The sequence below is a fragment of the Enterobacter genomosp. O genome, from assembly GCF_001022965.1.
GTDB lineage: Bacteria > Pseudomonadota > Gammaproteobacteria > Enterobacterales > Enterobacteriaceae > Enterobacter > Enterobacter cloacae_L.
This window is the reverse complement of sequence record NZ_LECZ01000023.1, coordinates 92,216-116,650: the sequence shown is the minus strand read 5'-3', so window position 1 is coordinate 116,650 and position 24,435 is coordinate 92,216. Positions and strand designations below refer to the sequence as shown.

General features: G+C 56.8%; 28 protein-coding genes. 9 read left to right on the top strand and 19 right to left on the bottom strand.

The window, feature by feature from the left end; genetic code table 11:
• The first annotated feature begins 28 nt into the window (after window positions 1-28).
• Window positions 29-493, top strand: coding sequence for an anaerobic ribonucleoside-triphosphate reductase-activating protein (nrdG, locus tag ABR39_RS05950; RefSeq protein ID WP_047346175.1), 465 nt, complete (start codon window positions 29-31; stop codon window positions 491-493).
• A gap of 32 nt (window positions 494-525) precedes the next feature.
• On the opposite strand, the gene ABR39_RS05945 is transcribed toward nrdG, so the two are convergent.
• The 10 genes from ABR39_RS05945 to ABR39_RS05900 form a co-directional block, all read right to left on the bottom strand.
• Complete coding sequence (locus ABR39_RS05945; protein ID WP_047346174.1) at window positions 526-2,436, bottom strand: BglG family transcription antiterminator; 1,911 nt, start codon at window positions 2,434-2,436, stop codon at window positions 526-528.
• 19 nt (window positions 2,437-2,455) lie between these two features.
• A complete protein-coding gene (locus tag ABR39_RS05940) occupies window positions 2,456-3,592 on the bottom strand; it encodes a lactonase family protein (protein WP_047346173.1) in 1,137 nt (378 codons plus the stop codon).
• Window positions 3,593-3,706: 114 nt separating this feature from the next.
• Window positions 3,707-4,447 carry a 2-dehydro-3-deoxy-phosphogluconate aldolase gene (gene dagF / locus ABR39_RS05935; protein ID WP_047346172.1) on the bottom strand — a complete coding sequence of 247 codons (741 nt, stop codon included), beginning with the start codon at window positions 4,445-4,447 and terminating at the stop codon, window positions 3,707-3,709.
• Window positions 4,444-5,562, bottom strand: coding sequence for a DgaE family pyridoxal phosphate-dependent ammonia lyase (locus ABR39_RS05930; protein WP_047346171.1), 1,119 nt, complete (start codon window positions 5,560-5,562; stop codon window positions 4,444-4,446). The genes dagF and ABR39_RS05930 overlap by 4 nt, the downstream gene beginning before the upstream one ends.
• The gene (locus tag ABR39_RS05925; protein ID WP_047346170.1) at window positions 5,546-6,679 is read right to left on the bottom strand and encodes an amidohydrolase/deacetylase family metallohydrolase; all 1,134 of its coding nucleotides are present in this window, start codon (window positions 6,677-6,679) and stop codon (window positions 5,546-5,548) included. The genes ABR39_RS05930 and ABR39_RS05925 overlap by 17 nt, the downstream gene beginning before the upstream one ends.
• Window positions 6,680-6,721: 42 nt before the next feature.
• Entirely contained in the window at window positions 6,722-7,363 is a 642-nt protein-coding gene (locus ABR39_RS05920; protein ID WP_014068673.1) for a DUF4310 family protein, read from the bottom strand.
• A 13-nt stretch (window positions 7,364-7,376) separates the two neighbouring features.
• A complete protein-coding gene (locus ABR39_RS05915) occupies window positions 7,377-8,153 on the bottom strand; it encodes a DUF4311 domain-containing protein (RefSeq protein WP_024907277.1) in 777 nt (258 codons plus the stop codon).
• Window positions 8,154-8,175: 22 nt separating this feature from the next.
• Window positions 8,176-8,475 (bottom strand): DUF4312 family protein, encoded by a 300-nt coding sequence (locus ABR39_RS05910; protein WP_006810338.1) that lies wholly within the window; start codon window positions 8,473-8,475, stop codon window positions 8,176-8,178.
• 2 nt (window positions 8,476-8,477) lie between these two features.
• Window positions 8,478-8,840, bottom strand: a complete 363-nt coding sequence (locus ABR39_RS05905; protein WP_010427372.1) for an SFCGS family glycine-rich protein — start codon at window positions 8,838-8,840, stop codon at window positions 8,478-8,480.
• Window positions 8,841-8,850: 10 nt separating this feature from the next.
• Window positions 8,851-9,189 carry a glycine dehydrogenase gene (locus tag ABR39_RS05900; RefSeq protein WP_088208733.1) on the bottom strand — a complete coding sequence of 113 codons (339 nt, stop codon included), beginning with the start codon at window positions 9,187-9,189 and terminating at the stop codon, window positions 8,851-8,853.
• A 418-nt stretch (window positions 9,190-9,607) separates the two neighbouring features.
• Here ABR39_RS05900 and ABR39_RS24700 point away from each other — a divergent pair, with 418 nt between their 5' ends.
• Window positions 9,608-9,763, top strand: coding sequence for a Hok/Gef family protein (locus ABR39_RS24700; RefSeq protein WP_059311894.1), 156 nt, complete (start codon window positions 9,608-9,610; stop codon window positions 9,761-9,763).
• A 72-nt stretch (window positions 9,764-9,835) separates the two neighbouring features.
• Here ABR39_RS24700 and cybC read toward each other — a convergent pair whose 3' ends face one another.
• The gene (cybC, locus tag ABR39_RS05890) at window positions 9,836-10,222 is read right to left on the bottom strand and encodes a cytochrome b562 (RefSeq protein ID WP_008501412.1); all 387 of its coding nucleotides are present in this window, start codon (window positions 10,220-10,222) and stop codon (window positions 9,836-9,838) included.
• Between the two features lie 38 nt (window positions 10,223-10,260).
• The gene (gene pmbA, locus ABR39_RS05885; RefSeq protein WP_047346168.1) at window positions 10,261-11,613 is read right to left on the bottom strand and encodes a metalloprotease PmbA; all 1,353 of its coding nucleotides are present in this window, start codon (window positions 11,611-11,613) and stop codon (window positions 10,261-10,263) included.
• Window positions 11,614-11,708: 95 nt separating this feature from the next.
• On the opposite strand from pmbA, the gene yjgA reads away from it, so the two are divergent.
• A complete protein-coding gene (gene yjgA / locus ABR39_RS05880; RefSeq protein ID WP_023334300.1) occupies window positions 11,709-12,260 on the top strand; it encodes a ribosome biogenesis factor YjgA in 552 nt (183 codons plus the stop codon).
• A 94-nt stretch (window positions 12,261-12,354) separates the two neighbouring features.
• Here the strand turns inward: yjgA and mpl are convergent, their stop codons facing one another.
• Window positions 12,355-13,734, bottom strand: a complete 1,380-nt coding sequence (gene mpl, locus ABR39_RS05875) for a UDP-N-acetylmuramate:L-alanyl-gamma-D-glutamyl-meso-diaminopimelate ligase (protein ID WP_047346167.1) — start codon at window positions 13,732-13,734, stop codon at window positions 12,355-12,357.
• A gap of 196 nt (window positions 13,735-13,930) precedes the next feature.
• Here mpl and fbp point away from each other — a divergent pair, with 196 nt between their 5' ends.
• Both fbp and ABR39_RS05865 read left to right on the top strand, forming a co-directional pair.
• The gene (gene fbp, locus ABR39_RS05870; RefSeq protein ID WP_023310178.1) at window positions 13,931-14,929 is read left to right on the top strand and encodes a class 1 fructose-bisphosphatase; all 999 of its coding nucleotides are present in this window, start codon (window positions 13,931-13,933) and stop codon (window positions 14,927-14,929) included.
• Between the two features lie 150 nt (window positions 14,930-15,079).
• The gene (locus ABR39_RS05865) at window positions 15,080-15,436 is read left to right on the top strand and encodes a helix-turn-helix domain-containing protein (RefSeq protein ID WP_047346166.1); all 357 of its coding nucleotides are present in this window, start codon (window positions 15,080-15,082) and stop codon (window positions 15,434-15,436) included.
• Here the strand turns inward: ABR39_RS05865 and ABR39_RS05860 are convergent.
• The 5 genes from ABR39_RS05860 to ytfQ form a co-directional block, all read right to left on the bottom strand.
• Complete coding sequence (locus ABR39_RS05860) at window positions 15,408-16,979, bottom strand: methyl-accepting chemotaxis protein (RefSeq protein ID WP_047346165.1); 1,572 nt, start codon at window positions 16,977-16,979, stop codon at window positions 15,408-15,410. The two genes, ABR39_RS05865 and ABR39_RS05860, sit on opposite strands and share 29 nt — an antisense overlap.
• Before the next feature lie 93 nt (window positions 16,980-17,072).
• Window positions 17,073-18,074 (bottom strand): galactofuranose ABC transporter, permease protein YjfF, encoded by a 1,002-nt coding sequence (yjfF, locus tag ABR39_RS05855; protein WP_047346164.1) that lies wholly within the window; start codon window positions 18,072-18,074, stop codon window positions 17,073-17,075.
• Entirely contained in the window at window positions 18,061-19,086 is a 1,026-nt protein-coding gene (gene ytfT / locus ABR39_RS05850; protein WP_165587276.1) for a galactofuranose ABC transporter, ATP-binding protein YtfT, read from the bottom strand. Before ytfT ends, yjfF begins: the two co-directional genes overlap by 14 nt.
• Before the next feature lie 10 nt (window positions 19,087-19,096).
• Window positions 19,097-20,599: a galactofuranose ABC transporter, ATP-binding protein YtfR gene (gene ytfR, locus ABR39_RS05845; protein ID WP_047346162.1), complete on the bottom strand. Its 1,503-nt coding sequence runs from the start codon at window positions 20,597-20,599 to the stop codon at window positions 19,097-19,099.
• A gap of 104 nt (window positions 20,600-20,703) precedes the next feature.
• A complete protein-coding gene (ytfQ, locus tag ABR39_RS05840) occupies window positions 20,704-21,660 on the bottom strand; it encodes a galactofuranose ABC transporter substrate-binding protein YtfQ (RefSeq protein ID WP_014882271.1) in 957 nt (318 codons plus the stop codon).
• A gap of 309 nt (window positions 21,661-21,969) precedes the next feature.
• Between ytfQ and ppa the strand changes: the two genes are divergently transcribed.
• From ppa to ABR39_RS05820, 4 genes are all read left to right on the top strand, one after another.
• Entirely contained in the window at window positions 21,970-22,500 is a 531-nt protein-coding gene (gene ppa, locus ABR39_RS05835) for an inorganic diphosphatase (RefSeq protein ID WP_010427397.1), read from the top strand.
• 222 nt (window positions 22,501-22,722) lie between these two features.
• Window positions 22,723-23,307 (top strand): hypothetical protein, encoded by a 585-nt coding sequence (locus tag ABR39_RS05830; protein WP_047346161.1) that lies wholly within the window; start codon window positions 22,723-22,725, stop codon window positions 23,305-23,307.
• Window positions 23,304-23,774: a hypothetical protein gene (locus ABR39_RS05825; RefSeq protein WP_047346160.1), complete on the top strand. Its 471-nt coding sequence runs from the start codon at window positions 23,304-23,306 to the stop codon at window positions 23,772-23,774. The genes ABR39_RS05830 and ABR39_RS05825 overlap by 4 nt, the downstream gene beginning before the upstream one ends.
• 21 nt (window positions 23,775-23,795) lie before the next feature.
• Complete coding sequence (locus ABR39_RS05820) at window positions 23,796-24,110, top strand: hypothetical protein (protein ID WP_165587275.1); 315 nt, start codon at window positions 23,796-23,798, stop codon at window positions 24,108-24,110.
• On the opposite strand, the gene ABR39_RS05815 is transcribed toward ABR39_RS05820, so the two are convergent.
• Window positions 24,090-24,434: a gamma-glutamylcyclotransferase family protein gene (locus ABR39_RS05815; RefSeq protein ID WP_024907288.1), complete on the bottom strand. Its 345-nt coding sequence runs from the start codon at window positions 24,432-24,434 to the stop codon at window positions 24,090-24,092. The genes ABR39_RS05820 and ABR39_RS05815 overlap by 21 nt on opposite strands.
• Window position 24,435: the final 1 nt, after the last annotated feature.

Sequence of the window (24,435 nt, the reverse complement as noted above, 5' to 3'; positions counted from 1 at the left end):
GCGCGCACACATTCTCTGGACATTTTCTATGCGATATCACCAGTACTACCCCGTCGACATCGTTAACGGCCCCGGCACCCGCTGCACCCTGTTTGTTTCAGGCTGCGTGCACGAATGCCCCGGCTGCTACAACAAAAGCACCTGGCGTCTGAACTCCGGCATGCCGTTTACCGCCGAGATGGAAGACCGGATCGTCAACGACCTCAACGACACGCGCATCAAGCGTCAGGGGATTTCGCTCTCCGGCGGCGATCCGCTGCATCCGCAAAACGTGCCGGATATCCTGAAGCTGGTAAAACGCATTCGCCGCGAATGTGCGGGAAAAGACATCTGGGTCTGGACGGGCTATAGGCTGGATGAGCTGAACGCGCAGCAAATGGAAGTGGTGGATCTGATTAACGTGCTGGTCGACGGCAAGTTCGTGCAGGATTTAAAAGACCCGGCGCTAATCTGGCGCGGCAGCAGCAACCAGGTTGTGCATCATCTGCGTTAAACAAAGGCGGATACTATCCGTCCGCCCTTACCTCAAAACCGGCTCAAACTCTCCATCGCCACCGCCTTAAATTCGGCAAAATCTCCGCAGCTACAGAGCCGTGACATCGCGCGTTCGCGCAGGAAGGTGACGAAAATATCGTAAATCGCCATCGCCTCTTCGTATTCGCTTTTGCTGATGGCGAGCAGGAAGATGACGTGCGCGGTTTCGTCGCCCCACTGGACGCCGTGCGGGGCGAGCACGGTGTAGACCACCGTTTTTTGCGCCAGCAGGCCGAGGGAGTGCGGCAGCGCGATGCCGTCGCCGAGCATGGTGCTGACGATGGCTTCACGCTCGACGACGGAATCCAGAAACGCCTCACCGACAAAGCCTTCTTCTTCAAGCTGTTCGCACAGCTCGCGGAACAGCGTTTGCTGGTCGACGGGCGTGTCAATAATGCGGAAATGGGCCGCGTCGAAGTATTTATCCAGCATCCACGGGCGGGTGCGGTCCACCAGCACCAGCTTGCCGATCTGCTCTAACTGATAGTCGGTCGGGAACGGGGCGATCGTTACCACCGGTTTCGACTTTTCGCTGATGCGGGCGGTGGAAATAACAAAGTCTTCGCTGATGGATTCGGTCAGCTCGTACTCGCGCAGGGTGAGGGTGCGCGTCATCTCAATTTGCGGGTATTTGCGCTGCAGCACCGCCTCAATCATGCGCACCATGGCGTTACCGGCGTCGCACACCAGCAGCACGCGCGGCTGGCGCTGGTAGCCGATGTTGTAGTGGCGCTCAAGCCCAACGCCGATGTGCAGCACCAGGAAGCCAATCTCGTTTTCGCTGATCACGTACGGCGTGTATTTGCCCCAGCTCGACACCGCCGCCAGCGTCATGTCCCACGCCATCGGGTAGTGCTGCTTGATGTTATCCAGCAGCGGGTTCGGGATCATGATTTGATACCGCACGCGGGTGATCATGGTTTTGATGTGCGTGAGCAGATCCGCGTGTAGCTGTTCGTCGCTGAGCAGGTTGTAGTTATAGTGGGTGTTGATGTAGCGCAGGATGTAGTTGACCAGCGCTTCGTCATCATCGGCGTTAATGGCGCTGGGCGCGATCTCCTGAATCTGCCGCGCGGCGATGTGGACGCACAGCCAGCTCTCCTCCGAGGGTGAAAGCGCTTTGCCCGCCAGCTGCTGGATAGTCACGGCGATATCCTTCGCCGCCTCGCGCACGTTCTCTTCCACGTCTTCGGCATGGAACTCCGGCAGCGGGTAACCTTCGCTGATGCGGCGCACCGACACCGCGCAGTACAGGCGCAGGAACAGCTCGCCTTCATCGGTCAGGCGAATGTGATGACGCGTCAGCGCGTCGTGCAGCACGGGCACCATCTGCTCCGCCACGCCCGCATTCAGCGCCACGTCCGTCACCAGCGGGTTCAGGCTGTCCTGCTGCGCCAGTTCCCAGAGCAGATCGGTCAGGCACGCGCGGGTCGACATCTCGCTGCCAAACAGCTTCATCCCGTGACGCGGACGGGTTTCCAGCGTCAGGTTATAGCGGTGGAACCACTCGCGCACCTCCGCCATGTCGCTTTGCAGCGTGGCGCGGCTGACGAACCATTCGTCCGCCAGATCCTCAAGCTTGAGGGAAAACGCCGAGGTGAGAAAACGCACCACCAGATAATGCACGCGCTCCGGCCCGGTCCGCGGGATACGCAGCGCGCGCGGGTGAGAGGCCTGCAGCTGCTGATAGCGCTCGGCATCCTCAATTTTGAGCTGGTAGCCGTTGCCCCGGCTCAGGATGAACTGCGCGCCGTGGCTTGCCAGCAGCGCGTTAAGGGCGGTGATATCCGCACGGACGGTTCGCGTGGAGACCGACAGCCGCTGCGCCAGCTCGTCCTGCGGCAGCGTCTCGTTTTGCAACAGATCGAAAAGTTGCGCTAAACGTTGGTTCGGGAATCGCACGTCGTTGTCCTCTTACGGCTTAAGGTGAAATGACCATCTGGGATGGGCTTCCGACCGGGGTATAATCTGGCTCAAAGCTTAGCTTGCCGTCCTGACCGACGCGGAAACGGGTAATGTTGTCGCTCCGCTGGTTCATGACGTACAGCCAGCGCCCCTGTTTGTCGAGCGTCAGGGTGCGCGGGTAATCACCGCGCGTCCACACATCGTCCTGATGCGTCAGCGTGCCCTCCGCTGTTACGGTAAAGTGCCCGATGCTGTTATGCAAACGGTTAGCCACATACAGCTGCTTTCCGTCGGCGCTTAACGCCAGCCCGGCAGCAAAGCTGGTGCCTTTGTAACCCGTTGGCAGGGCGGAAACCGTTTTGCCCTCTTTCAGGGTGCCGTTTGCCCCCACCGCATAGTGGGTGAGCGTAGACGCCTCTTCGTTAATCAGCCACAGGGCATCGCCCTTCGGCGTAAAGACAAAGTGGCGCGGCCCGGCTCCTTTTGAGGAGGCGCTGATAAACGGCGGATCGTTCGGCGTCAGCTTGCCGGTTCGATCGTCAAAGCGGTACTGGTAGATACGATCCAGCCCCAGATCGGTAGAAAATACGTACTTGCCGCTCGGATCGGCGGCGATCATGTGCGCGTGGGGGCCGTTGTGATCGCTGATGGCGAAGCTGCCCTCCGCAGCGGCTTCCGGTTTTGCCGCACCCGGCTGACCCTGATCCTGGTGCTTGTCCGTGGCGTCACCCAGGCTGCCGTCTGCCTTGACAGGCAGCACCGCGATCGAGCCGCTGACGTAGTTGGCCACCAGCAGGTGCTGTCCGTTCGGCGTCAGCGATAGATACACCGGCCCCGCGCCGCCGGAGGCCGCCTGGTTTAGCTCGCTCAGCTCACCGTTATCCCCCACCCGCAGCGCCTGCACCACGCCCTGCTCCACCTCGCTTGCCAGGTAGAGCGTTTTGCCGTCGTGCGAGACGGCCAGCTGCGCGGCGTTCGGCAGCTTGCTCACCAGCGTTTTATTGCCGAGCGCGCCGCTTTGTGGGTCAACGGTAAAGCGGTACAGCCCTTCACCGTTGGGGTTGTAGGTGCCCACCCAGGCGTACTGCGTCTGGGCGACTGCGGCGGTAGCAAGTAAAGAGAGTGAAGCAACAAGCAGGTTACGGGTGTGCATGGTGGCTCCTTCAGGTGAGTGCGGTGTGTTTCCCCTCACCCCGGCCCTCTCCCACAGGGAGAGGGGGTAAAGGTTCCCTCTCCCTGTGGGAGAGGGTTAGGGTGAGGGGCAGGTTTACTTCACCAGCTTCTTCGTCATCGCCAGCAGCGTACGCACGTCTTCTGGCCGCGTGTCGCCGCTGGCTTTGTCGATAATCGAGCTGTAGATATGCGGGATGATTTTGCTCACCCCCGCGTCCAGGGCGATCTGCAGGATCTCCTCAAAGTTTTCCAGATCGATACCTCCGGTCGGTTCCAGCCAGAAGTCGTGACGGGCGCAGGCTTCCGCCACCGCTTTATACTCGTCACGGCACTTGAGGCCGCCCATCGGGAAGTATTTGATGGAACTGCCGCCGAAATCTTTCAGCAGGGCAATCGCGGTTTCAACCGGCACGATGCCGTCCGGTGCCGCGCTGCTCAGCGGGCCGGTGGAGATTTTCACCATGCCGACGGTGCCGGTCGGAGAGACCAGACCGTTGACCACGGAGTCGTTTTGCCCCAGCAGCGCGCGGCTGGTGGCGACGCCGGTAAAGACCTGGTTAACGTGCTGGGGCTGCACCTGGCGGGAGATTTCGCTCACCATCGCCGACTGGTTCGGGTCGCCCGCGCCCAGGCCCACAGAGAGCGCGTTATCAATCAGGGCGGCGTATTCACGCATATCGGCGACGGCGCTGTCCACGTCCGGGTAATTTTTGGAGAGCACGCCCACCAGCACATGACCTTCCGCCGCCTCGTAAATGGCGCTGGCGTTGGCTTTGGAGCCTGCCAGCACGTTCAGACAGACGCGGTCACGGTAAAAATTGGGGGTCAGTTTCATGCTTTTTTCTCCTGTCCTAACACTTCGCTAATGCGGCGGTACACGATGTTCAGCTGGTCTGCGTTTACGCTGCGCACGTCCGCTTCGATAATCCCTTCGTTGGCCTTGTAGCCGCGGAAATAAATGGCGTATTCGCCCTGCTTGAGCGCGTTCACCAGCTCGCCGGTGCCAACGCCGGTAGTAGCTTCATCAAACTTAATCTCGGTGCGCGCGATGTCGCGTCCGGCGCTGTCCCAGACCACGCGCGCGGTGACGCCGTTCAGGGTATTAAGCGCGTCGATAAACGGCGTCATCTTCGCCACCATCTCTGCACCGCTCTCTTTGGTCGCCGTCAGGTAATGTTCGATGGCGCAGGTCAGGCCAAGAATGCCCTCTTTACCCACCTTCATCGCGCGGCCTATGCCCGCCGTCTGGCGCTTCACCCACTCGACGTACTGGGTCCTGCCGATCACCAGCCCGCTGGTTGGCCCTTCAATTGCCTTCGCGCCGCTGTAGATCACCAGATCGGCGCCGGATCGGTAGTAGGTATGCAGATCTTCTTCCGCTGCCGCGTCGACGATCAGCGGGAGATCGTGCTTACGCGCGACCACTGCCGCCTGCTCAACGCTGAGCATGCTTTTCTGCACGCAGTGGTGAGATTTAATGTAGAGGATCGCCGCGGTGCGTGGGGTGATCGCCGCCGCCAGCTGATCGGCGGAGCATTCGTTGGCGTAGCCCGCTTCCACCAGCTTACCGCCGCCCAGCGCCACCATGGTGCCCACCGGCGCGCCGAAGTTAACGTTGTGGCCTTTCGGCAGGACGATCTCGTTGTTCTCAACCGGCGTGACGTGCAGGTTTTCCAGCAGCCAGTCGCTGTCTTTCACCAGCATCGCCGCCACGGACTGGGCAATGCCCGCCGACGCGCACGAGACCACCGTTGCCCCTTCCACGTCCAGCAGCTTCGCGATGTATTCCCCGGTTTTGTTGACCAGATCCTTCATCTCAAAATAGTGATTCATGCCGTCCATCGCCGCCTGAACCACTTCCGGGCGCGGCGTGGAGACACCCAGCGCCGTCATGCGGCCAGAGGTGTTGATAACCTGCTTTAAGTTGTACTTCTCATAAATCGAAGGCATGTTCCGTGCTCCCTTGTTCGGTCATGTAGCCCTTGCCCGCGCGGATCGCGGCAAGCGGCACCAGAATATGTTCAGCCTGCAGGCTGTCGTTTTCGGCATCCGTCAGCAGCGTCGGCTGGCGTTTAACCGTAAACAGCGTCAGGTCAGCGTCGAGGCCCGGCTGAATGCGGCCTTTGCGCGTCAGGCGCAGCCCATCGGCGGCGTTCGCGGTTACGCAGTCAATCACCTGCGGCAATGACATGCCGATGGCGAGAAACTTCGACATCACGCTCGCCAGCGAGCCCACCGGGCCGTTAATGCGGTTGCGGCAGTAGATATCCGAGCTGATGGTGTGCGGCAGAATGCCCATCGCGATGGCGCGTTTCGCCACCTCAAAGCTGAAGCTCGCGGTGCCGTGGCCGACGTCCAGACGCACGCCGCGCTTCAGCGCAGACGTAATGGAGGCGCGCAGCTCGCCGGAGGGCGTCAGAATGCGGTTGGGCTTGCCGTTATAGCAGTGGGTGATGATGTCGCCCGAGCTCAGCAGCTCGGCAATTTCATCGAGGTTCGGCGGGTTGTTGCCGATGTGCACCATCAGCGGCAGGTCGCCGTTCTCTTTCTGAATGGCTTTGGCGCGCTCCAGCGGCGTGATGCCGTTTTCACCGACCACGCTGCTGCTCATGCGCGCTTTCAGGCCAACGATAAAATCGGGGTGACGTTTAACCGCCTGTTTGACCGCGTCGGCGTCGATATTCGCCATGTTGGCCAGCTCGTTCTGGGCAATCAGCCCCACGCGGGAGATGTTCAGCAGGGCAAAGACGTCGGTTGTCGCTTCACGGGTGATTTCATAGAAATCGTCTACGTCGTCGGCACCGGTGCTGCCTGCATCCACTACGGAGGTAACGCCGGTGGCGATGCCGACGCTGTCCGGTTCGTCGTGGTAAATCGGGGAGTTCGGGTAGCAGTGGACGTGGGAGTCAATCCAGCCTGCGCTAACGAATACGTTGCCGTTCAGCTCAACCGTTTTGCTGGCGGGAGCGTCAATGTCGCCCAGCGCCGCAATCTTCCCGTCCTGGATGGCGATATCGGTCAGAGTATCGTCGGCAAGGCGCGCGCGGCGCAGGAGTAAATCAAACATGAGGATCTCCTGATAAGGCGGGCGCCTGAGCGCCCGCGGGTATTAAAGGGCGACCGGGAACAGCCAGCCCAACAGCATGGCACCGAGAATGGCACCGCCGGTAATCGGCTTCTGCCAGATGTAGAACAGCAGTGCGCCCAGCAGAGAACCGACGCCAATCGGAATGGAGGCGGTCATGGCGCTGAGGATAATCAACGGCCCGAGGAAGCGGCCGGAGGCGTTACCCGCGCCCATCATCACATCTGCACCGTAGGTGGAGTTGCTCTGATTGATGGTGAACTTACGCGCCAGGATAATGACGTAGCCAATCGCCAGGCCAATCACCAGGCCGGTAATCAGGGCGGCAATGAAGTTGGTCACCGGGAACATGATCCCCGCGCCCAGCAGCAGCGCCGGAACGCCAAGACCGACGCCGGTCTGGATCGCCCCGCCGATATCCAGGATACCGACCAGCGAGCCTTCGATAATGCGGGCGAACAGGAAGCTTGCGCCGAACGCCGCGACCGCGCCGTAGACCCCGGTATCAATCCCCGCTTTCAGCATCGCCACGAAGGCCACTTCGTTAAACGCGCCGATGCCGTAGAGGTAGTACATGTGCGTCCCGGCAAACACGCCGGAGGAGAGCAGGCCAACGAAGATCGGGAACGACCAGTCGGCATACCAAAAACCTTTATTCTGTTCCATTTAGAGGCTCCTGTTATTTACCGCTGAGCGAGTTGTGGATCATGTCGAGCCAGTTCGGCACGGTCAGATGGAAGGATTCGATCATCTTCATGTCGAAGCCGCGGAAGAAGCCGCTCAGCACGAACAGCAGGACGATAGCCGCCATCATCACCTTAGTGACGTGGTTCCAGCCGCTCTCTTCCACGCCTTTACCGATCAGGATCCCCAGCACCAGACCCGGTACGGCGTTGCCCATAATCAGCTGCGCTGCGCCGCCGAAAATGGTCGCCCAGAAGCCCGATTTTTTACCCGCGTCGATGGCCGCCAGCCAGAAGATAACTGGCATCACGGTGTTGACCAGCAGGTTTGCCGCCGGCACCAGCACCTTCACGGCGGTGACCTGAAGCGCAGCCGGTACGGAGGAGGCGGTAAGGTTAAGGAAGGTCACGACAATCATGCCGATCAGGCCGCAGGCAATCGCCATTTTGCGCGGGTCGTGCAGCGTTTCGCCGACGTTACGGTTTTTGATCATCAGTGCAGCAGCACCCCAGTTCGGGATGATGCGGTGGTCAACGTCCTGTGTGAAAGCCCCTGCGGCCACGGAAGAGGCCCAGGCGTTAAAGAAGAAACCTAACCCAAAGGAGAAGTGAGACGCCGGGTCCCCTTCGCAGGAGTTCAGTTCCCCCAACGTACGAAACGCGCCCATACCCTGAGTGGTAGGCGCATGAAACATGCGTGCAGCCCCGGCCCCGACACCGACGCCTACCAGGCCGCCGATGATGAGCGATTTTATTAATATAATTAAGAACATCAGTCTGCCCTTTTATGAATAATCAGCGTTGCGTGACGAAATCCACCTGGTCAAGATTGATAGCGGTCACGTTGACGGTCACATCCAGCTCCACGCTGTAGGTGCGTCTTTCCCGGCGCAAAAAGAAGAACAGAAAGGCTTCTTTTCGCACCGCTTCTTGCGCCTGAACGACCTGCACATCCTGTGGCTCAATACGCAGTAAGATATGCGGTGAGGCTTTCATCACCGCGGCCTGAACGTGGTTGAGCGCGTCGGCAAAAGCGCGCGCTTTGGCGTCGCCTTTGCCCTTCACTCTCACCGTGGTTGTGAACTGTTCTTTCATGCTTATGCGCCGTATTTCTTCTGCCACGCCTGTACCAGACGCTCGCCCAGCTCTTCTTTATCCATAAAGCCAAAGCCCAGCACGTTGCAGCCTTCGTTGATGGCGGTCACGCCCTCTTCCACGGAACGCATGCCGTATTTGGCTTTGTAGCCATATTTGGTTTGCGCGGTGATAGCACCCGCGCCGCCGCTGCCGCAGAAGGAGATGCCAAAGGTGGCGTTTTCCGCTTTCATCATGTCGCCGAGCTTCATATCGGCTGCCATACCCGGTACGACAACCGCGCGTCCACCTGCTTTTTCCACACCCGCAGCCACTTTCTGACCTTTACCCAGGCGATCGCCAATCACGACTGTAATCTGTTCCATGTGTTGCTCCTTAAAGGTTGTCTTTCGCGACTTCAAAGTGAACGGAGAGCAGCCAGGCCTCTTCATCAGGAAGGTTGCCAAACTGCGCTACCACTTCACGTGCCAGCCGCATTGAATCCGGTGAAATTTCGTCGAACAGTTCCGCTTCAACCTCCGGCAGCGGCTCGCCGGTCACGGACCGGTGCGCCATTGCGCGAACGTGGGAGGTCAGCATCTGTTCCTGTACTGCATTGGGGATGATGTCGTGCCGGGCCAGCAGGGCATAAACCTGCTGCAGCATAGTGTTCGCGAGCTGCTCTGTTTGCACTGCCTGTTCCCCAACGTCGTTCATTACCGCTCCGTTAATCACTGGTCTTACCCCGTTAATGGCTCTGGAATAAAACTAACGTTGGGGGGGAATTGTTTGTAGCGAGTTGTTTTCCACTTCGAAGTGGAAAGGCGAGCCGCAGCAGTGATCTGTGCCACATAAATGCGCTGAATCTGGATAAATCGCTGTATTTGCGTGATGAATGTCACGCTATTAAGCGGCAATAAACAGGCAAGCAGAGTGGAAAAGTTTCCGAGCGGGCTCGTAGAAATGTGATGTGGATAAGGTTTTCTTATGGGGATTCGCTAGAGTGGCGACGGGTGCTTGAGACTGACCGTCTCAGGCATGGGACGGAAAGTGGAAAGCCCCTACCTGAATGTAAATCAGGACGGGGCTGTAAACGACACGTCTAGCCACGTGATGTTTGCTACCTCGCCCGCTTTAAAGCAAGGAGGCATCCATGAAACGCAGAAACCCAAGTATCGGGGTTTTGATGATTATTTCTTTGACGATAATCATCTTAACGCTGGTGACGAGGAAAACACTGTGCGAGATCCGTTTTCGAAACGGCTCGCTTGAAGTGACAGCGCGAATGGAGTGTCGCTCCGACCGGTAGGGAGCAAAGATGCGGGGGCGCGTAATGCGCGCCCCCGCATACGGAGAAAGGACGTACAGCTCAGGCACCCAATTAACGATACTTTTTATGATACGTGTTGCGCGTAGTCACAAACTGCTCGGCCGCCGCCTGGGCTTCTTTCACTTTACCTTCGTTGGCAAGCTTCAGCGCGCCGTCGATCTGGCCGACCAGCACGTCAAAGCCGTGGCGGTAGTCTTTCATCTCTGCACTGTCTGCCGCTTTGCTTTCCAGCTTTGGCGGCGTCGCTTTTTGCGCGTCCAGCGCCGCTTCACGCATTTTGGTCAGTGCGTCTTTCATTTCAGCCGCATTGTCCGTTTTCTGCACCACCTTCAGGTTTTGACCGAGGATGCCCATGTCGTCTTCAAGATCGGCAGCAAACGCAGAAGAGCCAAGAACCAGCGTTGAAGCTGCGACGATCGCTAACAGGTGTTTACGCATTGCTCACTTCCTTTTTTATTATTAACAAAACGCTATCTTTATTGACCCGCAATTTTCATTTCGGGCAGAAGAACTGAACCACACTGTATATTGCTACGTGTTTCAATATCGTTACCGACCGTAACGATGTTGCGCCACATGTCCTTCAGGTTACCCGCAATCGTAATTTCGCTCACCGGATACTGGATTTCGCCGTTTTCCACCCAGAAGCCCGCCGCACCGCGAGAGTAGTCGCCGGTAATGCCGCTTACGCCCTGCCCCATCAGCTCGGTCACCACCAGACCGGTACCCATCTCTTTCAGCATCTGCTCAAAGTTGAGGCCCTGGCCGGCAATCCGCCAGTTATGGATTCCGCCCGCGTGACCGGTGCTTTTCAGCCCCAGCTTGCGCGCGGAGTAGTTGGTCAACAGCCACTGGGTCAGCACGCCGTCTTTGATGATATCGCGACGCTCGGTGCGCACGCCTTCGCTGTCGAACGGCGTGGAGGCCAGCCCTTTCAGCAGATGCGGATGCTCTTCGATGGTCAGCCATTCCGGCAGGATCTGCTTGCCCAGCGAGTCGAGCAGGAAGGTCGATTTACGGTACACCGAGCCGCCCGCGATAGCGCCCACCAGATGACCAAACAGGCCGGTTGCCACTTCATTAGCAAAAATGACCGGGGCTTTCATGGTGGAGAGTTTACGCGGCGACAGGCGAGACAGCGTGCGCTCGGCGCACTCTTTACCCACCCACTCCGGAGACTGTAAATCCCCCAGCGCGCGGCCAATGGTGTAGGCGTAGTCACGCTCCATGTCGCCGTTCTCTTCAGCGATGACGCAGCTGGAGAGCGAGTGGCGGGTGGAGCAGTAGCCCTGCAGCATGCCGTGGCTGTTGCCGAACACTTTGATGCCGTAGTGGCTGTTAAAGCTGCCGCCTTCGGTATTGGTGATGCGCTTGTCAGCCTGCAAAGACGCCTGCTCGGCACGCGCGGCCAGCTCAATGGCTTCATCCGGCGTGACCTCCGCCGGGTGGAACAGATCGAGATCCGGCGCGTCAAACGCCAGCAGATCTTTATCCGCCACGCCTGCGTAAGGATCCGGCGAGGTGTAACGGGCAATATCCAGCGCCGCCTGCACCGTACGGGCGATGGCATCTGGACTGAGATCGGTGGATGACGCACTGCCTTTGCGATTCTGGTGATAGACCGTGATCCCCAGCGCGCCATCGCTGTTGAATTCAACATTCTCCACTTCGCCATAGCGGGTACTCACGCTAATGCCGGTGGTTTTGCTGACCGCCACTTCGGCGCCATCTGATTTTTCTGAAGCAAGCATCAGCGCGGTGGAGACGGCTTCTTCCAGAATCTTACGCTGCGCTTCAACTTGTGAGGTTACTTTCATCGCAAATGCCATACTGTAAGAGAGAGTTATCTGAAGTCTAACAGAGAACCGTTTTTCAGTGCGCGTCTTAACTGGTAACATTAGCCTCTTTTTTTAAGGAGCCTGACATGACTAAGCAGCCCGAAGACTGGCTCGACGACGTTCCCGGTGATGACATCGAAGACGAAGATGATGAGATCATCTGGGTCAGTAAAAGTGAAATTAAACGTGACGCCGAAGAGTTAAAACAGCTTGGCGCGGAAATGGTAGAACTGGGTAAAAACGCGCTGGATAAGATCCCGCTCGACCAGGATCTGCGTGATGCCATTGAACTGGCACAGAAAATCAAAAAAGAAGGCCGTCGTCGCCAGCTTCAGCTTATCGGGAAAATGCTGCGTCAGCGCGACGTCGATCCGATCCGCCAGGCGCTGGACAAGCTGAAAAACCGTCACAACCAGCAGGTGGCGTTTTTCCATAAGCTTGAGCAGATCCGCGATCGCCTGATTGAACAGGGTGATGATGCCGTACCGGAAGTGCTGAACCTGTGGCCGGATGCCGACCGCCAGCAGCTGCGTTCCTTGATCCGCAACGCGAAGAAAGAGAAAGAAGGGAATAAGCCGCCGAAGTCTGCGCGCCTGATTTTCCAGTATCTGCGCGAGCTGTCTGAGAACGAAGAGTAATCTGTTCCCCTCACCCCGGCCCTCTCCCCGGAGGGGCGAGGGAGAAAACACGGGAAAGTAAGCCCGGTAAGCGTCAGCGCCACCGGGCTTTTTTTTACGCGTCGGCGGCCGCTTCCGCTTTCTTCGCCAGACCGTCCAGCAGCTTCTGATGGATCCCACCGAAACCGCCGTTGCTCATGACCAGAATATGGTCACCGGGCTGGGCCGCTTTCACGACCATATCCGCGAGCACATCCACATCCGCACTCCAGTGCGCAGGCTGAATGCAGGCATCGGCCACTTCCGCCACCTGCCACGGAATATGCTGCGGCTGCAGCAGGAAGACCTCGTCGGCGCGTCCTAATGACGGCGCGAGATCGTCTTTGCAGATGCCCATCTTCATGGTGTTCGAGCGCGGTTCCAGCACCGCCAGAATGCGCGCGGTACCGCCGACTTTGCCGCGCAGAGCCGCAAGCGTCGCCAGAATCGCCGTTGGGTGGTGCGCGAAATCGTCGTACACCGTGACGCCGTGGGCTTCACCGCGCAGCTCCAGGCGGCGACGGGCATTGATAAACGAGCCCAGCGCATTCGCTGCATCCGCAGGCAGAACGCCCACGTGGCGTGCGGCAGCAATGGCCATCAGCCCGTTGTGCATGTTGTGTTCGCCCACCAGGCCCCACTTCACCTCACCCACTTTTTCACCGTCGAGCAGCACTTCCCACTCGGAGGCATCGGCGTTGAGCTTCTTCGCCTGCCAGTGGCCCTGCTCGCCCACCAGCTCCTGCTCGCTCCAGCAGCCCATTGCCAGGGTCTGTTTCAGGTTGATGTCGTTTTCCGGCAGGATGATGCGTCCCTGGCCCGGCACAATGCGCACCAGGTGGTGGAACTGCTTCTGAATGGCTTTCAGATCGTCAAAGATATCCGCATGGTCGAACTCAAGGTTGTTGAGGATCAGCGTCCGCGGGCAGTAATGGACGAATTTGGAGCGTTTGTCGAAGAACGCGCAGTCATACTCGTCGGCTTCGATCACGAAGAACGGGCTGTCTCCCAGGCGGGCAGAAACGTCAAAGTTGCCCGGTACGCCGCCGATCACAAAGCCCGGCTTGTAGCCGCAGGCTTCGAGGATCCAGGTGGCCATCCCGGCGGTGGTCGTTTTGCCGTGCGTGCCGGCTACGGCAATCACCCAGCGGTCGCGCAGCACGAAATCATGCAGCCACTGCGGGCCGGACATGAACGGAATATTGCGTTCCAGTACCGCCTCGACGCACGGATTGCCGCGGGTCATGGCGTTGCCAATGATCACCAGATCCGGCTCGGGATCCAGCTGGCTGGCATCGTAGCCCTGAATTAAAGAGATGCCCTGCTTTTCCAGAAGCGTGCTCATTGGCGGATACACATTGGCGTCCGAACCTGTCACTTCGTGGCCCAGCGAGCGCGCCAGCATTGCCAGTCCGCCCATGAAAGTGCCACAAATCCCCAATATATGAATGCGCATACGTCACTATCCTTCTTCAATGTGGCGCACATTTTACTCACATGTCAGCGGGTGTGAAACGCATTTCAGGAAAATCCGTATCCTGCTGGCGCGATTCACCTCTGCGCTACTATTTGAATGTTTGTTAAGATTGTTGGGCTTTAGTCGTTTTAGTGAACATAAATCGCTCTACTCACAAAGATGCAGGGAAAGTGTTATGAAAACGTTAGGTGAATTTATTGTCGAAAAGCAGCACGAGTTCTCTCATGCTACCGGTGAACTCACTGCTTTGCTGTCGGCAATAAAGCTGGGCGCTAAGATCATCCACCGTGATATCAACAAGGCCGGTCTGGTCGATATCCTGGGTGCCAGCGGTGCCGAGAACGTTCAGGGCGAGGTTCAGCAGAAACTCGATCTGTTCGCAAATGAAAAACTGAAAGCTGCACTGCGCGCGCGCGACATCGTTGCGGGTATCGCCTCCGAAGAAGAAGATGAAATTGTTGTTTTCGAAGGGTGTGAACACGCGAAATACGTTGTGCTGATGGATCCGCTCGACGGCTCCTCAAACATCGACGTTAACGTTTCTGTCGGTACCATTTTCTCCATCTACCGCCGCGTCACGCCTGTTGGCACGCCGGTGACAGAAGAAGATTTCCTGCAGCCGGGCATTAATCAGGTGGCTGCTGGTTACGTCGTATATGGCTCCTCCACCATGCTGGTGTACACCACCGGGTGCGGGGTTCACGCCTTTACGTACGATCCTTCACTGGGCGTTTTCTGTCTGAGCCAGGAACGCATGCGCTTCCCGGAGAAGGGCAACACCTACTCCATCAACGAAGGCAACTACATCCGCTTCCCGAACGGCGTGAAGAAGTACATCAAATTCTGCCAGGAAGAAGATAAAGCGACGCAGCGCCCTTACACGTCCCGCTATATTGGCTCTCTGGTCGCGGATTTCCACCGTAACCTGCTGAAAGGCGGTATCTACCTCTATCCAAGCACCGCAAGCCACCCGGACGGAAAGCTGCGCCTGCTGTACGAATGCAACCCGATGGCGTTCCTCGCCGAGCAGGCGGGCGGCAAGGCGAGCGACGGTAAAGAGCGTATTCTGGATATCGTGCCGGAAAGCCTTCACCAGCGTCGTTCATTCTTCGTCGGCAACAACCATATGGTTGAAGACGTAGAACGTTTTATCCGTGAGTACCCGGACGCGTAGTACCTTTCTTCAGGGGAGCCGTTCTGGCTCCCCTGGTCATTTATATATTTTACCGTATAAGTGTTTATAAAAAACACGCTTTAATATTCACCACTGCTCCTGCATTATTTCCATAACAGTTTGACAGATATTTCCTGGAGCAGAACCGCAATGAAAAATTATTCTCGTGCTACTACCGGTATTGATTTAAATCTTATCCCTGTATTTATTGAAATCGTCCGCTGCGGCAGCATGGCAAAAGCCTCTGTGCGCCTCGATATGTCTCGCCCGGCGGTGAGTCTGGCCCTGAAGCGCTTTAATCAGCTGTTTGATGAGCCGTTATTTTTCCGCAAGGGTTTATATCTTGAGCCGACTGAAAAAGCGTTAGCCTTAACCAGCTCACTGGAAATATTAATGGGCGATATTCACGATAATATTGCGGCAGTTAATTCCGCGAGGAATAAAGCCCCGGCACAGAACGTTCCGGGGCTGGGAAATATTATGCCGCGGTCTGAGACGTCACTTTGAATGATGACATGGCTTCTATCAGCTGACGCGACTGCTCTTCAAGGGAGCGGGTCGCGGCGGAGGATTGCTGCACCAGCGCCGCATTCTGCTGCGCGGTTTCGTCCATCTGGTTCACCGCAATATTCACCTGCTCAATACCGCGGCTCTGCTCCTGGGACGCGGTCGCAATCTCGCGCATCAGTTTGGTCATGCGCAGCACTTCTGTGGCGATCTCATCCATCGTTTCGCCAGCCTGCTGGGCCAGCTCGCTGCCCTCGTTAACGTGGGTCTGCGAATCGCTGATAAGCGATCGGATCTCTTTCGCCGCGTCGGCGCTGCGGCTGGCAAGATTTCGCACTTCGCCGGCGACGACGGCAAACCCGCGCCCCTGCTCTCCCGCGCGCGCCGCTTCCACGGAGGCGTTCAGCGCCAGAATATTGGTCTGGAAGGCAATGCCGTCAATCACGCTCAGGATGTCGGCGATGCGCGCCGAGCTGCCGGAGATGTCACGCATTTTTTCAATCACGTAGCAGACCATTTCGCTGCCGTGATCGGCCGTGTCGGACACTGACTTCGCCAGCTGGTGCGCCTGCTCGGCGTTATCGGCGTTGAGTTTCACCGTAGCGGTGATCTGTTCCATGCTGGCCGCCGTCTGCTCCAGCGAGGTGGCGGTGGATTCCGTACGCTCGGCGAGATCCCGGTTCCCCGCCGTCAGCTCGCGGCTGCCGGTGTCAATTTGCGAGCTGGCATCACGCACCCGCAGAACCGAGTTCATCAGCGACTGGCGCATCTCCTCTATCGCCGCGTTGAGACGGTTAAATTCCTGGCTCGCTGGCGCATTCAGGGAATGGGTTAAATCGCCCGCCGCCACGTTCTCCAGTTGAGCGATCGACGCCGAGAGCGGCTTGAGCAGCATGTGGCGCAGCACCAGCCAGGCCAACACGATAATGCCTGCCGTCAGCAGCGCCGCAACGATAATCAGGATCAGCACGCGGGTTTTACTCGCCTGCACGGCACTCACTTCCGCCTGACCCCGCGCTTCGCTCCATTTCTGAAACGCCTGCATATCGTTATCAAACTGCTTCGCCACCGGGATCAGCGCGTTCTCCAGCAGATCGTAATAACTGTCCGCGCTCTGTTCATTCAGGGTTTTCAGCATCGGGTTGATCCCCTGCTGGTTATACGTCGCCAGGCTGGCCGCGACTTTATCGAGAAGCTGCTGCCCCTGCCTGTCGGCCACGCCGCCGTCGATCACGCCTTTGAGCGTTTTCTGGGCCTGGGCCACTTCCTGATTGATGTTTTTTACCGATTTGGCTGCATCGTCCAGCATGCCGATTTCCATCATCCGGACGGCCTGACCCGCCTCGTTGCGCGCGCGCAGGATCAGCGTATAGCCCGAATTAAGCTGCACCATCTGCTCACCCTGAAGGTGGTTGATGCGCTGGAGTGAAGAAGAACTCTGTGTGAGAGCATAAATACCAATGCCGCTGACAATCAGCAGCAGAAGGGTCATAACGGCCAGTAAAGAGAGCAAGCCGGTACGAATCGATAGCGTTTTCAGCATGATGTTATTTCCGGTAGCGAGATATTTCTTGGCGTAAAAGAAGAGTATCGGCCGCTACCGGAAAATGTTTAGACTTTAAGCAATTTCAGCGTGTTATGGCTCTGTTACTGATGTGTTTACGCGGGTAACAGGCGAGCTCTGGCGGTTCTCCCAGAGCACCGTCAGGCCGCGCTGCAGGGCGATAAAAATAAACAGCAAAATGCCGATGGCGATCTTCGTCCACCACGAGCTGAGCGTGCCGTCAAAGTTGATATAGGTCTGTATCAGCCCCTGGATCGCCACGCCGAACAGCGTCCCCAGCACCGTACCCACCCCGCCGCTGAGCAGCGTGCCGCCGATGACCACAGAAGCAATGGCATCCAGTTCAACGCCAACGCCCGCCAGCGCGTAACCGGCCTGGGTATACACCGAGAAGACGATACCCGCCAGCGTCGCCAGCCCGGTCGAAAGCATATAGATGCGGATGGTGGTGCTGCGGGTGGAGATCCCCATCAGGTTGGCCGACGTGGCGTTGCCGCCAATGGCGTAAACCTGGTTGCCAAACCGGGTACGGTGGGCAAGGAAGATGCCAATGACCACCACGCCCAGCATCAGCAGCCCCATCGCGCTCAGGCGGCCGCCGCCGGGGATTTTCCACGCCAGGCTGGAGAGCGTATCGTAGATGGGGTGGTTAATCGGAATCGACTCCTCCGACACCAGATAGCTCACCCCGCGCAGGAAGAACATGCCCGCGAGGGTAATGATAAACGCCGGGATTTTCATCGCGTCAATCAGCAACCCCATAAAGGCGCCAAACGCGCAGCCCATCGCCAGCACCAGCGGAAACGCCACCAGCGGAGAGAGCCCCCAGAAGCCGATCGCTTTCGCGAGGAACACGCCCGTAAACGCGATCACAGAGCCGACGGAGAGATCGATCCCGCCGGAGAGGATCACGAAGGTCATGCCGACGGCAATAATGCCTAAAAAGGCGTTATCGGTCAGGATATTGCAAATCACGCGCGTCGAGGCAAACCCCGGGAACTGGGTCAGGCAGTAGAGATACCCCAGCACAAACACGCCCAGGGTGATCATTAACGGTAAATTACGTTTTATCATGGCCACGGATCCCCTTAATGATGCTGACAAAGCGCGGTGACTGGACGATCAGCACGCAGAGCACGACCACGGCTTTCACCACCTGATTGAGTTCCGGCTGAAAACCGGAGAGCAGGATCCCGGTGTTCATTCCCTGAATGATCAGCGCGCCAATCACCGAGAGCAGCAGGTTAAAGCGCCCGCCCATCAGCGACCCGCCGCCGATCACCACCGCGAGGATCGCATCCAGCTCCAGCCAGAGTCCCGCGTTGTTGGCGTCGGCCCCGCGGATATCCGCCGCGACGATGACCCCGGCGATGGCGGCGCACACGCCGCTCAGCACGTAGGTCAGCATGACCATCAGACGCGTGTTGACCCCGGCGTTGCGTGCCGCACGAATATTGATCCCGACGGCTTCAATGAACATCCCCAGCGCCGTTTTGCGGGTGAAGAGCCAGAACACCACTAACGTCACCAGGGCAATAATGACCGGCGTCGGGAAGAACAGAAGGTTGCCGCTACCGAGCCACGCGAGGCTCGGGGAATTAAAGGTGACGATCTGACCGGAGGTAATAAGCTGCGCCACGCCGCGTCCGGCCACCATTAAAATCAGGGTGGCGACAAAGGGCTGAATTTTCAGCACCGCCACCAGAATGCCGTTCCATAATCCTGCCAGCACGCCGGTGCCTAACGCCGCCAGCAGAACGACCGCCAGGCTATGCCCGGCCACGGTCATTGAGGCTGCCGTGGCCCCGGCGATGGCCATCACCGCACCGACGGAGAGGTCAATTCCGCCGGTGGCAATGACCAGCGTCATCCCGATGGCCAGCAGCGCCACGGGTGCGGCACGGTTTAAAATGTCTATCGGGCTGCCAAACAGGCGGCCATCCTGAACAATAATCTGGAAGAAATGCGGCGCGACCAGGCTATCAATCAGCAGTACCACCAGCAGCGCCGCGATTTGCGGCGTGCCGGTTGGCCAGCTGAAGCGGCGCTTTGTCTCACCGGTTTGCGAAAGCGAACGGGGCATCACGATTCACTCCTTATGCCGCGATGGCATTCATGATCGCCGGAACGGACAGCTTATCCAGCGGGATCTCTGCCACCTGTTTGCGATCGCGCATGATAATGACGCGATCGGCATACCCCACCAGCTCTTCCAGCTCGGACGAAATGACCAGCAGCGCCAGCCCGTCCGCACACAGCGTTTCGATAAGGCGGATAATTTCGGCGTGCGCGCCTACATCAATGCCGCGCGTCGGTTCGTCGAGGATCAGGAACTGGGGTTTGGTCAGCAGCCAGCGTGACAGCAGCACTTTCTGCTGGTTACCGCCGGAGAGAAATTCAATGGGCTGTTCCGCGCTCGGGGTGCGGATGCCGAGCTGGCGGATAAAGCGCTCGGCAATGGCGTTTTGCTCTTTGCGTGGGATCGGCCGCAGCCAGCCGCGCTGGGCCTGCAGGGCGAGAATAATGTTTTCCCGCACCGAGGCCGCGGCAATGATGCCATCCGTTTTCCGGTCTTCCGGGCAGAAGCCGACGCCCAGGCAGGAGGCCTGATGCGGCGATCGCAGAGTTTGCGGTTTGCCCTTGATCAGCGCGCTGCCGCTGTCCGCAGGTTTGATCCCGAAGATCACCTCGGCGGTTTCGGTGCGTCCCGATCCTAACAGGCCCGCCAGACCGACAATTTCGCCCGGGCGGACTTCCAGGTTAAACGGCGAGATCACCCCTTTTTTGCCATAATCGCTGAAGGCCGCGACCGGTTTATCGCTCAGCAGCGTGCGGCCTGCGCGCTGAAGGGCGTTGGTGTCGAGTTCACGGCCCAGCATCATTTTCACCAGCTCGATCTGCGGCAGCTCGCGGGTTTCGCGGCAGCCGACAAAGCTGCCGTTGCGCAGCACCGTAATGCGATCGCTCACCTCATACACCTGATCGAGGAAGTGGGTGACGAAAATCAGGCTAACGCCCCGATCGCGCAGCTGGCGCATCAGGGTAAAGAGCATCTCCACTTCCTGGGTATCGAGGCTGGCGGTGGGCTCGTCGAGGATCAGCACCTTTGCGGAGAGATCGATCGCGCGGCAAATCGCGACAATCTGCTGCATGGCGACGGAAAAGCGGTTCAGCGGCTCGCGAACGTCAAGAGAGAAGCCGTAAGATTCCATCAGCGCTGTCGCCCGCGCCTCCATCTCTTTGCGGCGCAGCAGGCCAAAACGCCGTGGCTCGCGGCCAATAAACAGGTTATCCGCCACCGACATATTGGGCAGCAGGTTCACTTCCTGGTACACAGTCCCGATCCCCAGCTCCTGAGCATGGGCGGTATTTTTTGGCGAAATGGCGTTGCCTTCCAGCCAGATGGTGCCGCGATCGGCGTGATAAACGCCGGTCAGGGATTTAATCAGCGTCGATTTGCCCGCACCGTTCTCGCCCAACAGCGCCATAATCTCACCGCGCCGCAGGCTGAAATCAACGTTATCCAGCGCTTTTACGCCGGGGAAGAATTTACTCAAGCCCTCTGTGCGGAGGATTTCCTGGTGTTGTTCAGTGGTCATGGTTTTCCCCCTGCATCAAGCCGGATGGCGCTACGCTTATCCGGCCTACAAAAGAGCGTATCGTAGGCCGGGTAAGCGCAGCGCCACCCGGCAATTTCACTGGATCAGTAGCCCATATTTTTCTTCTTCTCTAACTCTTCTTTCGCCGTATCCGGCAGGTAGAGCGTGGACTTGGTGACCGTCACCTTCTCAGGCATCGTGCCGTCTTTCTTGAATTTTTCCAGCGCATCGAATGCCGGGCCGGCCATGTTTGGCGTGAGCTCCACGCTGGCGTTGGCTTCGCCGTCGATCATCGCTTTGTAGATGTCCGGCACGCCGTCGATAGAGCCGGTAAGGATATCTTTGCCCGGCTTCAGGCCCGCTTCTTTAATCGCCTGTATCGCACCGATCACCATGTCATCGTTATGGGCGTAAACCATGCAGATGTTTTTGCCGTTGTTTTCAGCCTTGATGAAGCTCTCCATGACCTCTTTACCTTTGCTGCGGGTAAAGTCGCCGGACTGAGAGCGGATAATCTTGATGTTTGGCGCTTTCGCAATGGCCTCAGCAAACCCCTTCTTACGGTCGATGGCCACGCTCGCCCCGACGGTTCCCTGCAGCTCAACCACGTTACACGGCTTGCCGTCGACCTGTTTCACCAGCCAGTCACCAATCAACTGTCCTTCAAGCACGTTGTTGGCCGTCACGGTGGTCATATAGAGAGATTTGTCTTTGACATCAATGGAACGATCGAGCAGGAAGACCGGGATTTCGGCGTCTTTCGCTTCCTTCAGGACAGGCTCCCAGCCGGTCGCCACGACGGGCGCAATAAAGATGGCATCCACGCCCTGAGCGATAAAGGAGCGTACGGCTTTGATCTGGTTCTCTTGTTTTTGCTGACCATCGGCGATTTTCAGGGTGATGCCGCGTTTCTGGGCCTCGCTTTTCGCCACGTTGGTTTCCGCCGCTCGCCAGCCAGATTCAGAGCCGACTTGCGAAAAACCTACGGTTAAGGGGGCGGCCATCGCCATAGACGACATGGCTGCCGAAACTGCTGTGACCAGGAGTAAGCGCTTCCACATATGAACGTCCTCGTAGGGTGAGTTATTGTTGGTTAAAAGATGTTCTGCGGAATGACTATAGCCGATGAAATATGTAACGAATTGCGTTACATCACACTTCAGAAAAGTGAATAAAACGTTAATCACAAGTTTGTAATCGCTTTCATTTCTTCATGAAAAATGCGGCTGAGTTTATGGATTTTCCTGTCATGGAATCGGTCTGAAAAGTGGTAACAACGTGGAGAGAAGGCGAAAACAGGCGGAGACATTCAGCGCGAGTTGGCTATAATACCTGCCACTTGTTTACCATCCATTTTAAAGGACACCGACATGAGCTTACTCAACGTCCCAGCGGGTAAAGAACTGCCAGAAGACATCTACGTAGTTATCGAAATCCCGGCTAACGCAGATCCGATCAAATACGAAGTGGACAAAGAGAGCGGCGCCCTGTTCGTAGACCGTTTCATGTCTACCGCGATGTTCTATCCGTGCAACTACGGTTACATCAACCACACCCTGTCTCTGGACGGTGACCCGGTTGACGTGCTGGTCCCAACGCCATACCCACTGGAGCCAGGCTCCGTCATTCGCTGCCGTCCAGTTGGCGTGCTGAAAATGACCGACGAATCCGGTGAAGATGCGAAGCTGGTTGCGGTACCGCACACCAAGCTGAGCAAAGAATACGATCACATCAAAGATGTGAACGACCTGCCAGAGCTGCTGAAAGCGCAGATCACTCACTTCTTCGAGCACTACAAAGACCTCGAAAAAGGCAAGTGGGTTAAAGTTGACGGCTGGGACAACGCAGAAGCGGCGAAAGCAGAAATCATCGCCTCTTTTGAACGCGCTGCTAAGAAGTAATTCTTACTGCCGATCGATAAAGCCCCGCAGGTCGGGGCTTTTTTATTTCTTTGGTTAAAATCGGCACAAACGGGTTATTTAAGAAAAATCCCATTCTTTTTGATTTGGACATTAAAAACCGAAAAGACACCCTATCATTTATGGTGGGAGTGGTTGAATAGGCTGGCTGTTCACAACATACTGTCATGATGAACATTAATCCCCATTCATTATAGGATTCTTATGTCATCCATTAACATTGATGTTGCCCGCCCAACAGGGATTTATTTTATCATTGAACGGCTTTACTCTCGCGATGGTCTTATGCCTTCTATTGGGGAAATCAGCCCCTCTTTGACACAGGTGCACCGTACTGTCATTCAGTTAAAACGCAAGCAAGATATGTTTATGGATGGCGTTAAGGTTATCCCTAAAGATATTACTCTTTGGCAACAGATAAAATATATTACGGGTTCAAAAGTAACGACCAAAGATACAGATGCGTTAGTGTATACGACCGATTTTATTGGCTCTCTTGTTGCCACAACACCTTTAGGTAATATTGAGCATGAAAATATTCCTCGGTTCCTCACGACAGAGTCTATCCACTCCCTGCCGCAGGCGGTGAGTTATGGGCGAGATCCCATCCCACAAGTTCTTCTTTATGGTCGTAAGGATATTGTCTTCTTTATGGACAATGGTGGTAAAGGTACGCCAACCGCTATTGCAAAATATAACCACAATACTCGTGACCTTGCCATAATCAAAGATCAGCTAGAAGCCAGTAAAACGATGAAGGAGCTGCTGTCTAAGGGAGCAAAGTTATGAGTAAGAAAAACCATATCACGAGCCTATTCGTCCTTATTATTGCCTCCTTTATCTTTGGCAGAAGTACGTATGTTGAATATCTTTCATGGTACTATGGAAGCGATAATTTAATATTCAGCGAAATAAGCAGCTCCTTACTATCTAGTTTATTTAACGGGCTTTACTTCGCTCTATCAGCAAGTATTATTTATGCGTTACTCACTCTATTAAAAAGAATCCCGGGGAATATTGTCACTTCTTGTCTGCTTCAGTTCTGTATTAACATCGGGCTATATACGCTTTTTGTTGCAGTAGATAGAGGATATAGTAAATTACATACTTTAAGCTCGGGTGCTACTGATATCACCCACAGCTATTTTTTAGGGGCGTTGCTGACGAGCACACTCCTGACCGTCGCGATCGTGAGCGTTATACATGCTAAGTTTCTTTCTTCAAAGCATAAAAATGGGCTACATAAAGGCGTTTGACTGTTACGGCAAAGACAGCAAATGGCAGTATCTCTGCATCATGACATTCCAGCTTGCCTGGTTTTTGTTTTACTTATGGATCCCTTATCGAAGCGATTATGCGATCCTGCTGTTTTTACTGTTTTTCCTGCCCGTCATTTCAAGCAATACGCGGTGCATAAACTACTATGGCCGTTCACGCGCCCTGTGTTTGTTATGGCTTATTGCCCCCTACATCATGCTGTTCATTCCTCTGTTTTTAACCCGGCGCCGGGATACAGAAGAGAGTTGAAGGAACAAAAAAAACAACGCCACCTCACGGTGGCGTTGTTTTTTTCAGTACTGGTCTCTGTCTAACCAGTTACCGCTTACAATCCGCGTTAACCCTTCGACCGGACGCTGGTAGACGTACATCCACGCACTTCCGTACGGCGTCTGGATCAACTGGCGCGCGTATTCACCGCCCCTGGTGCGCAAGGCATCAAGTTCGGCAAGCGTCGCGTTATCAATACGATAAACCTCACCCTGTACCGTTCCCTCCCCGGGAACCGCGCCTGGATAGTGGCCCAGGCTGTACAACTGGTAGTTCTCGATATTGTAATTCCCCAGCAGCAGGGCATTGGTCATCCAGTGACTGTTGCCTTGCCTGGTTCTTAAACTGCCGTAGACAAATATTCGCATT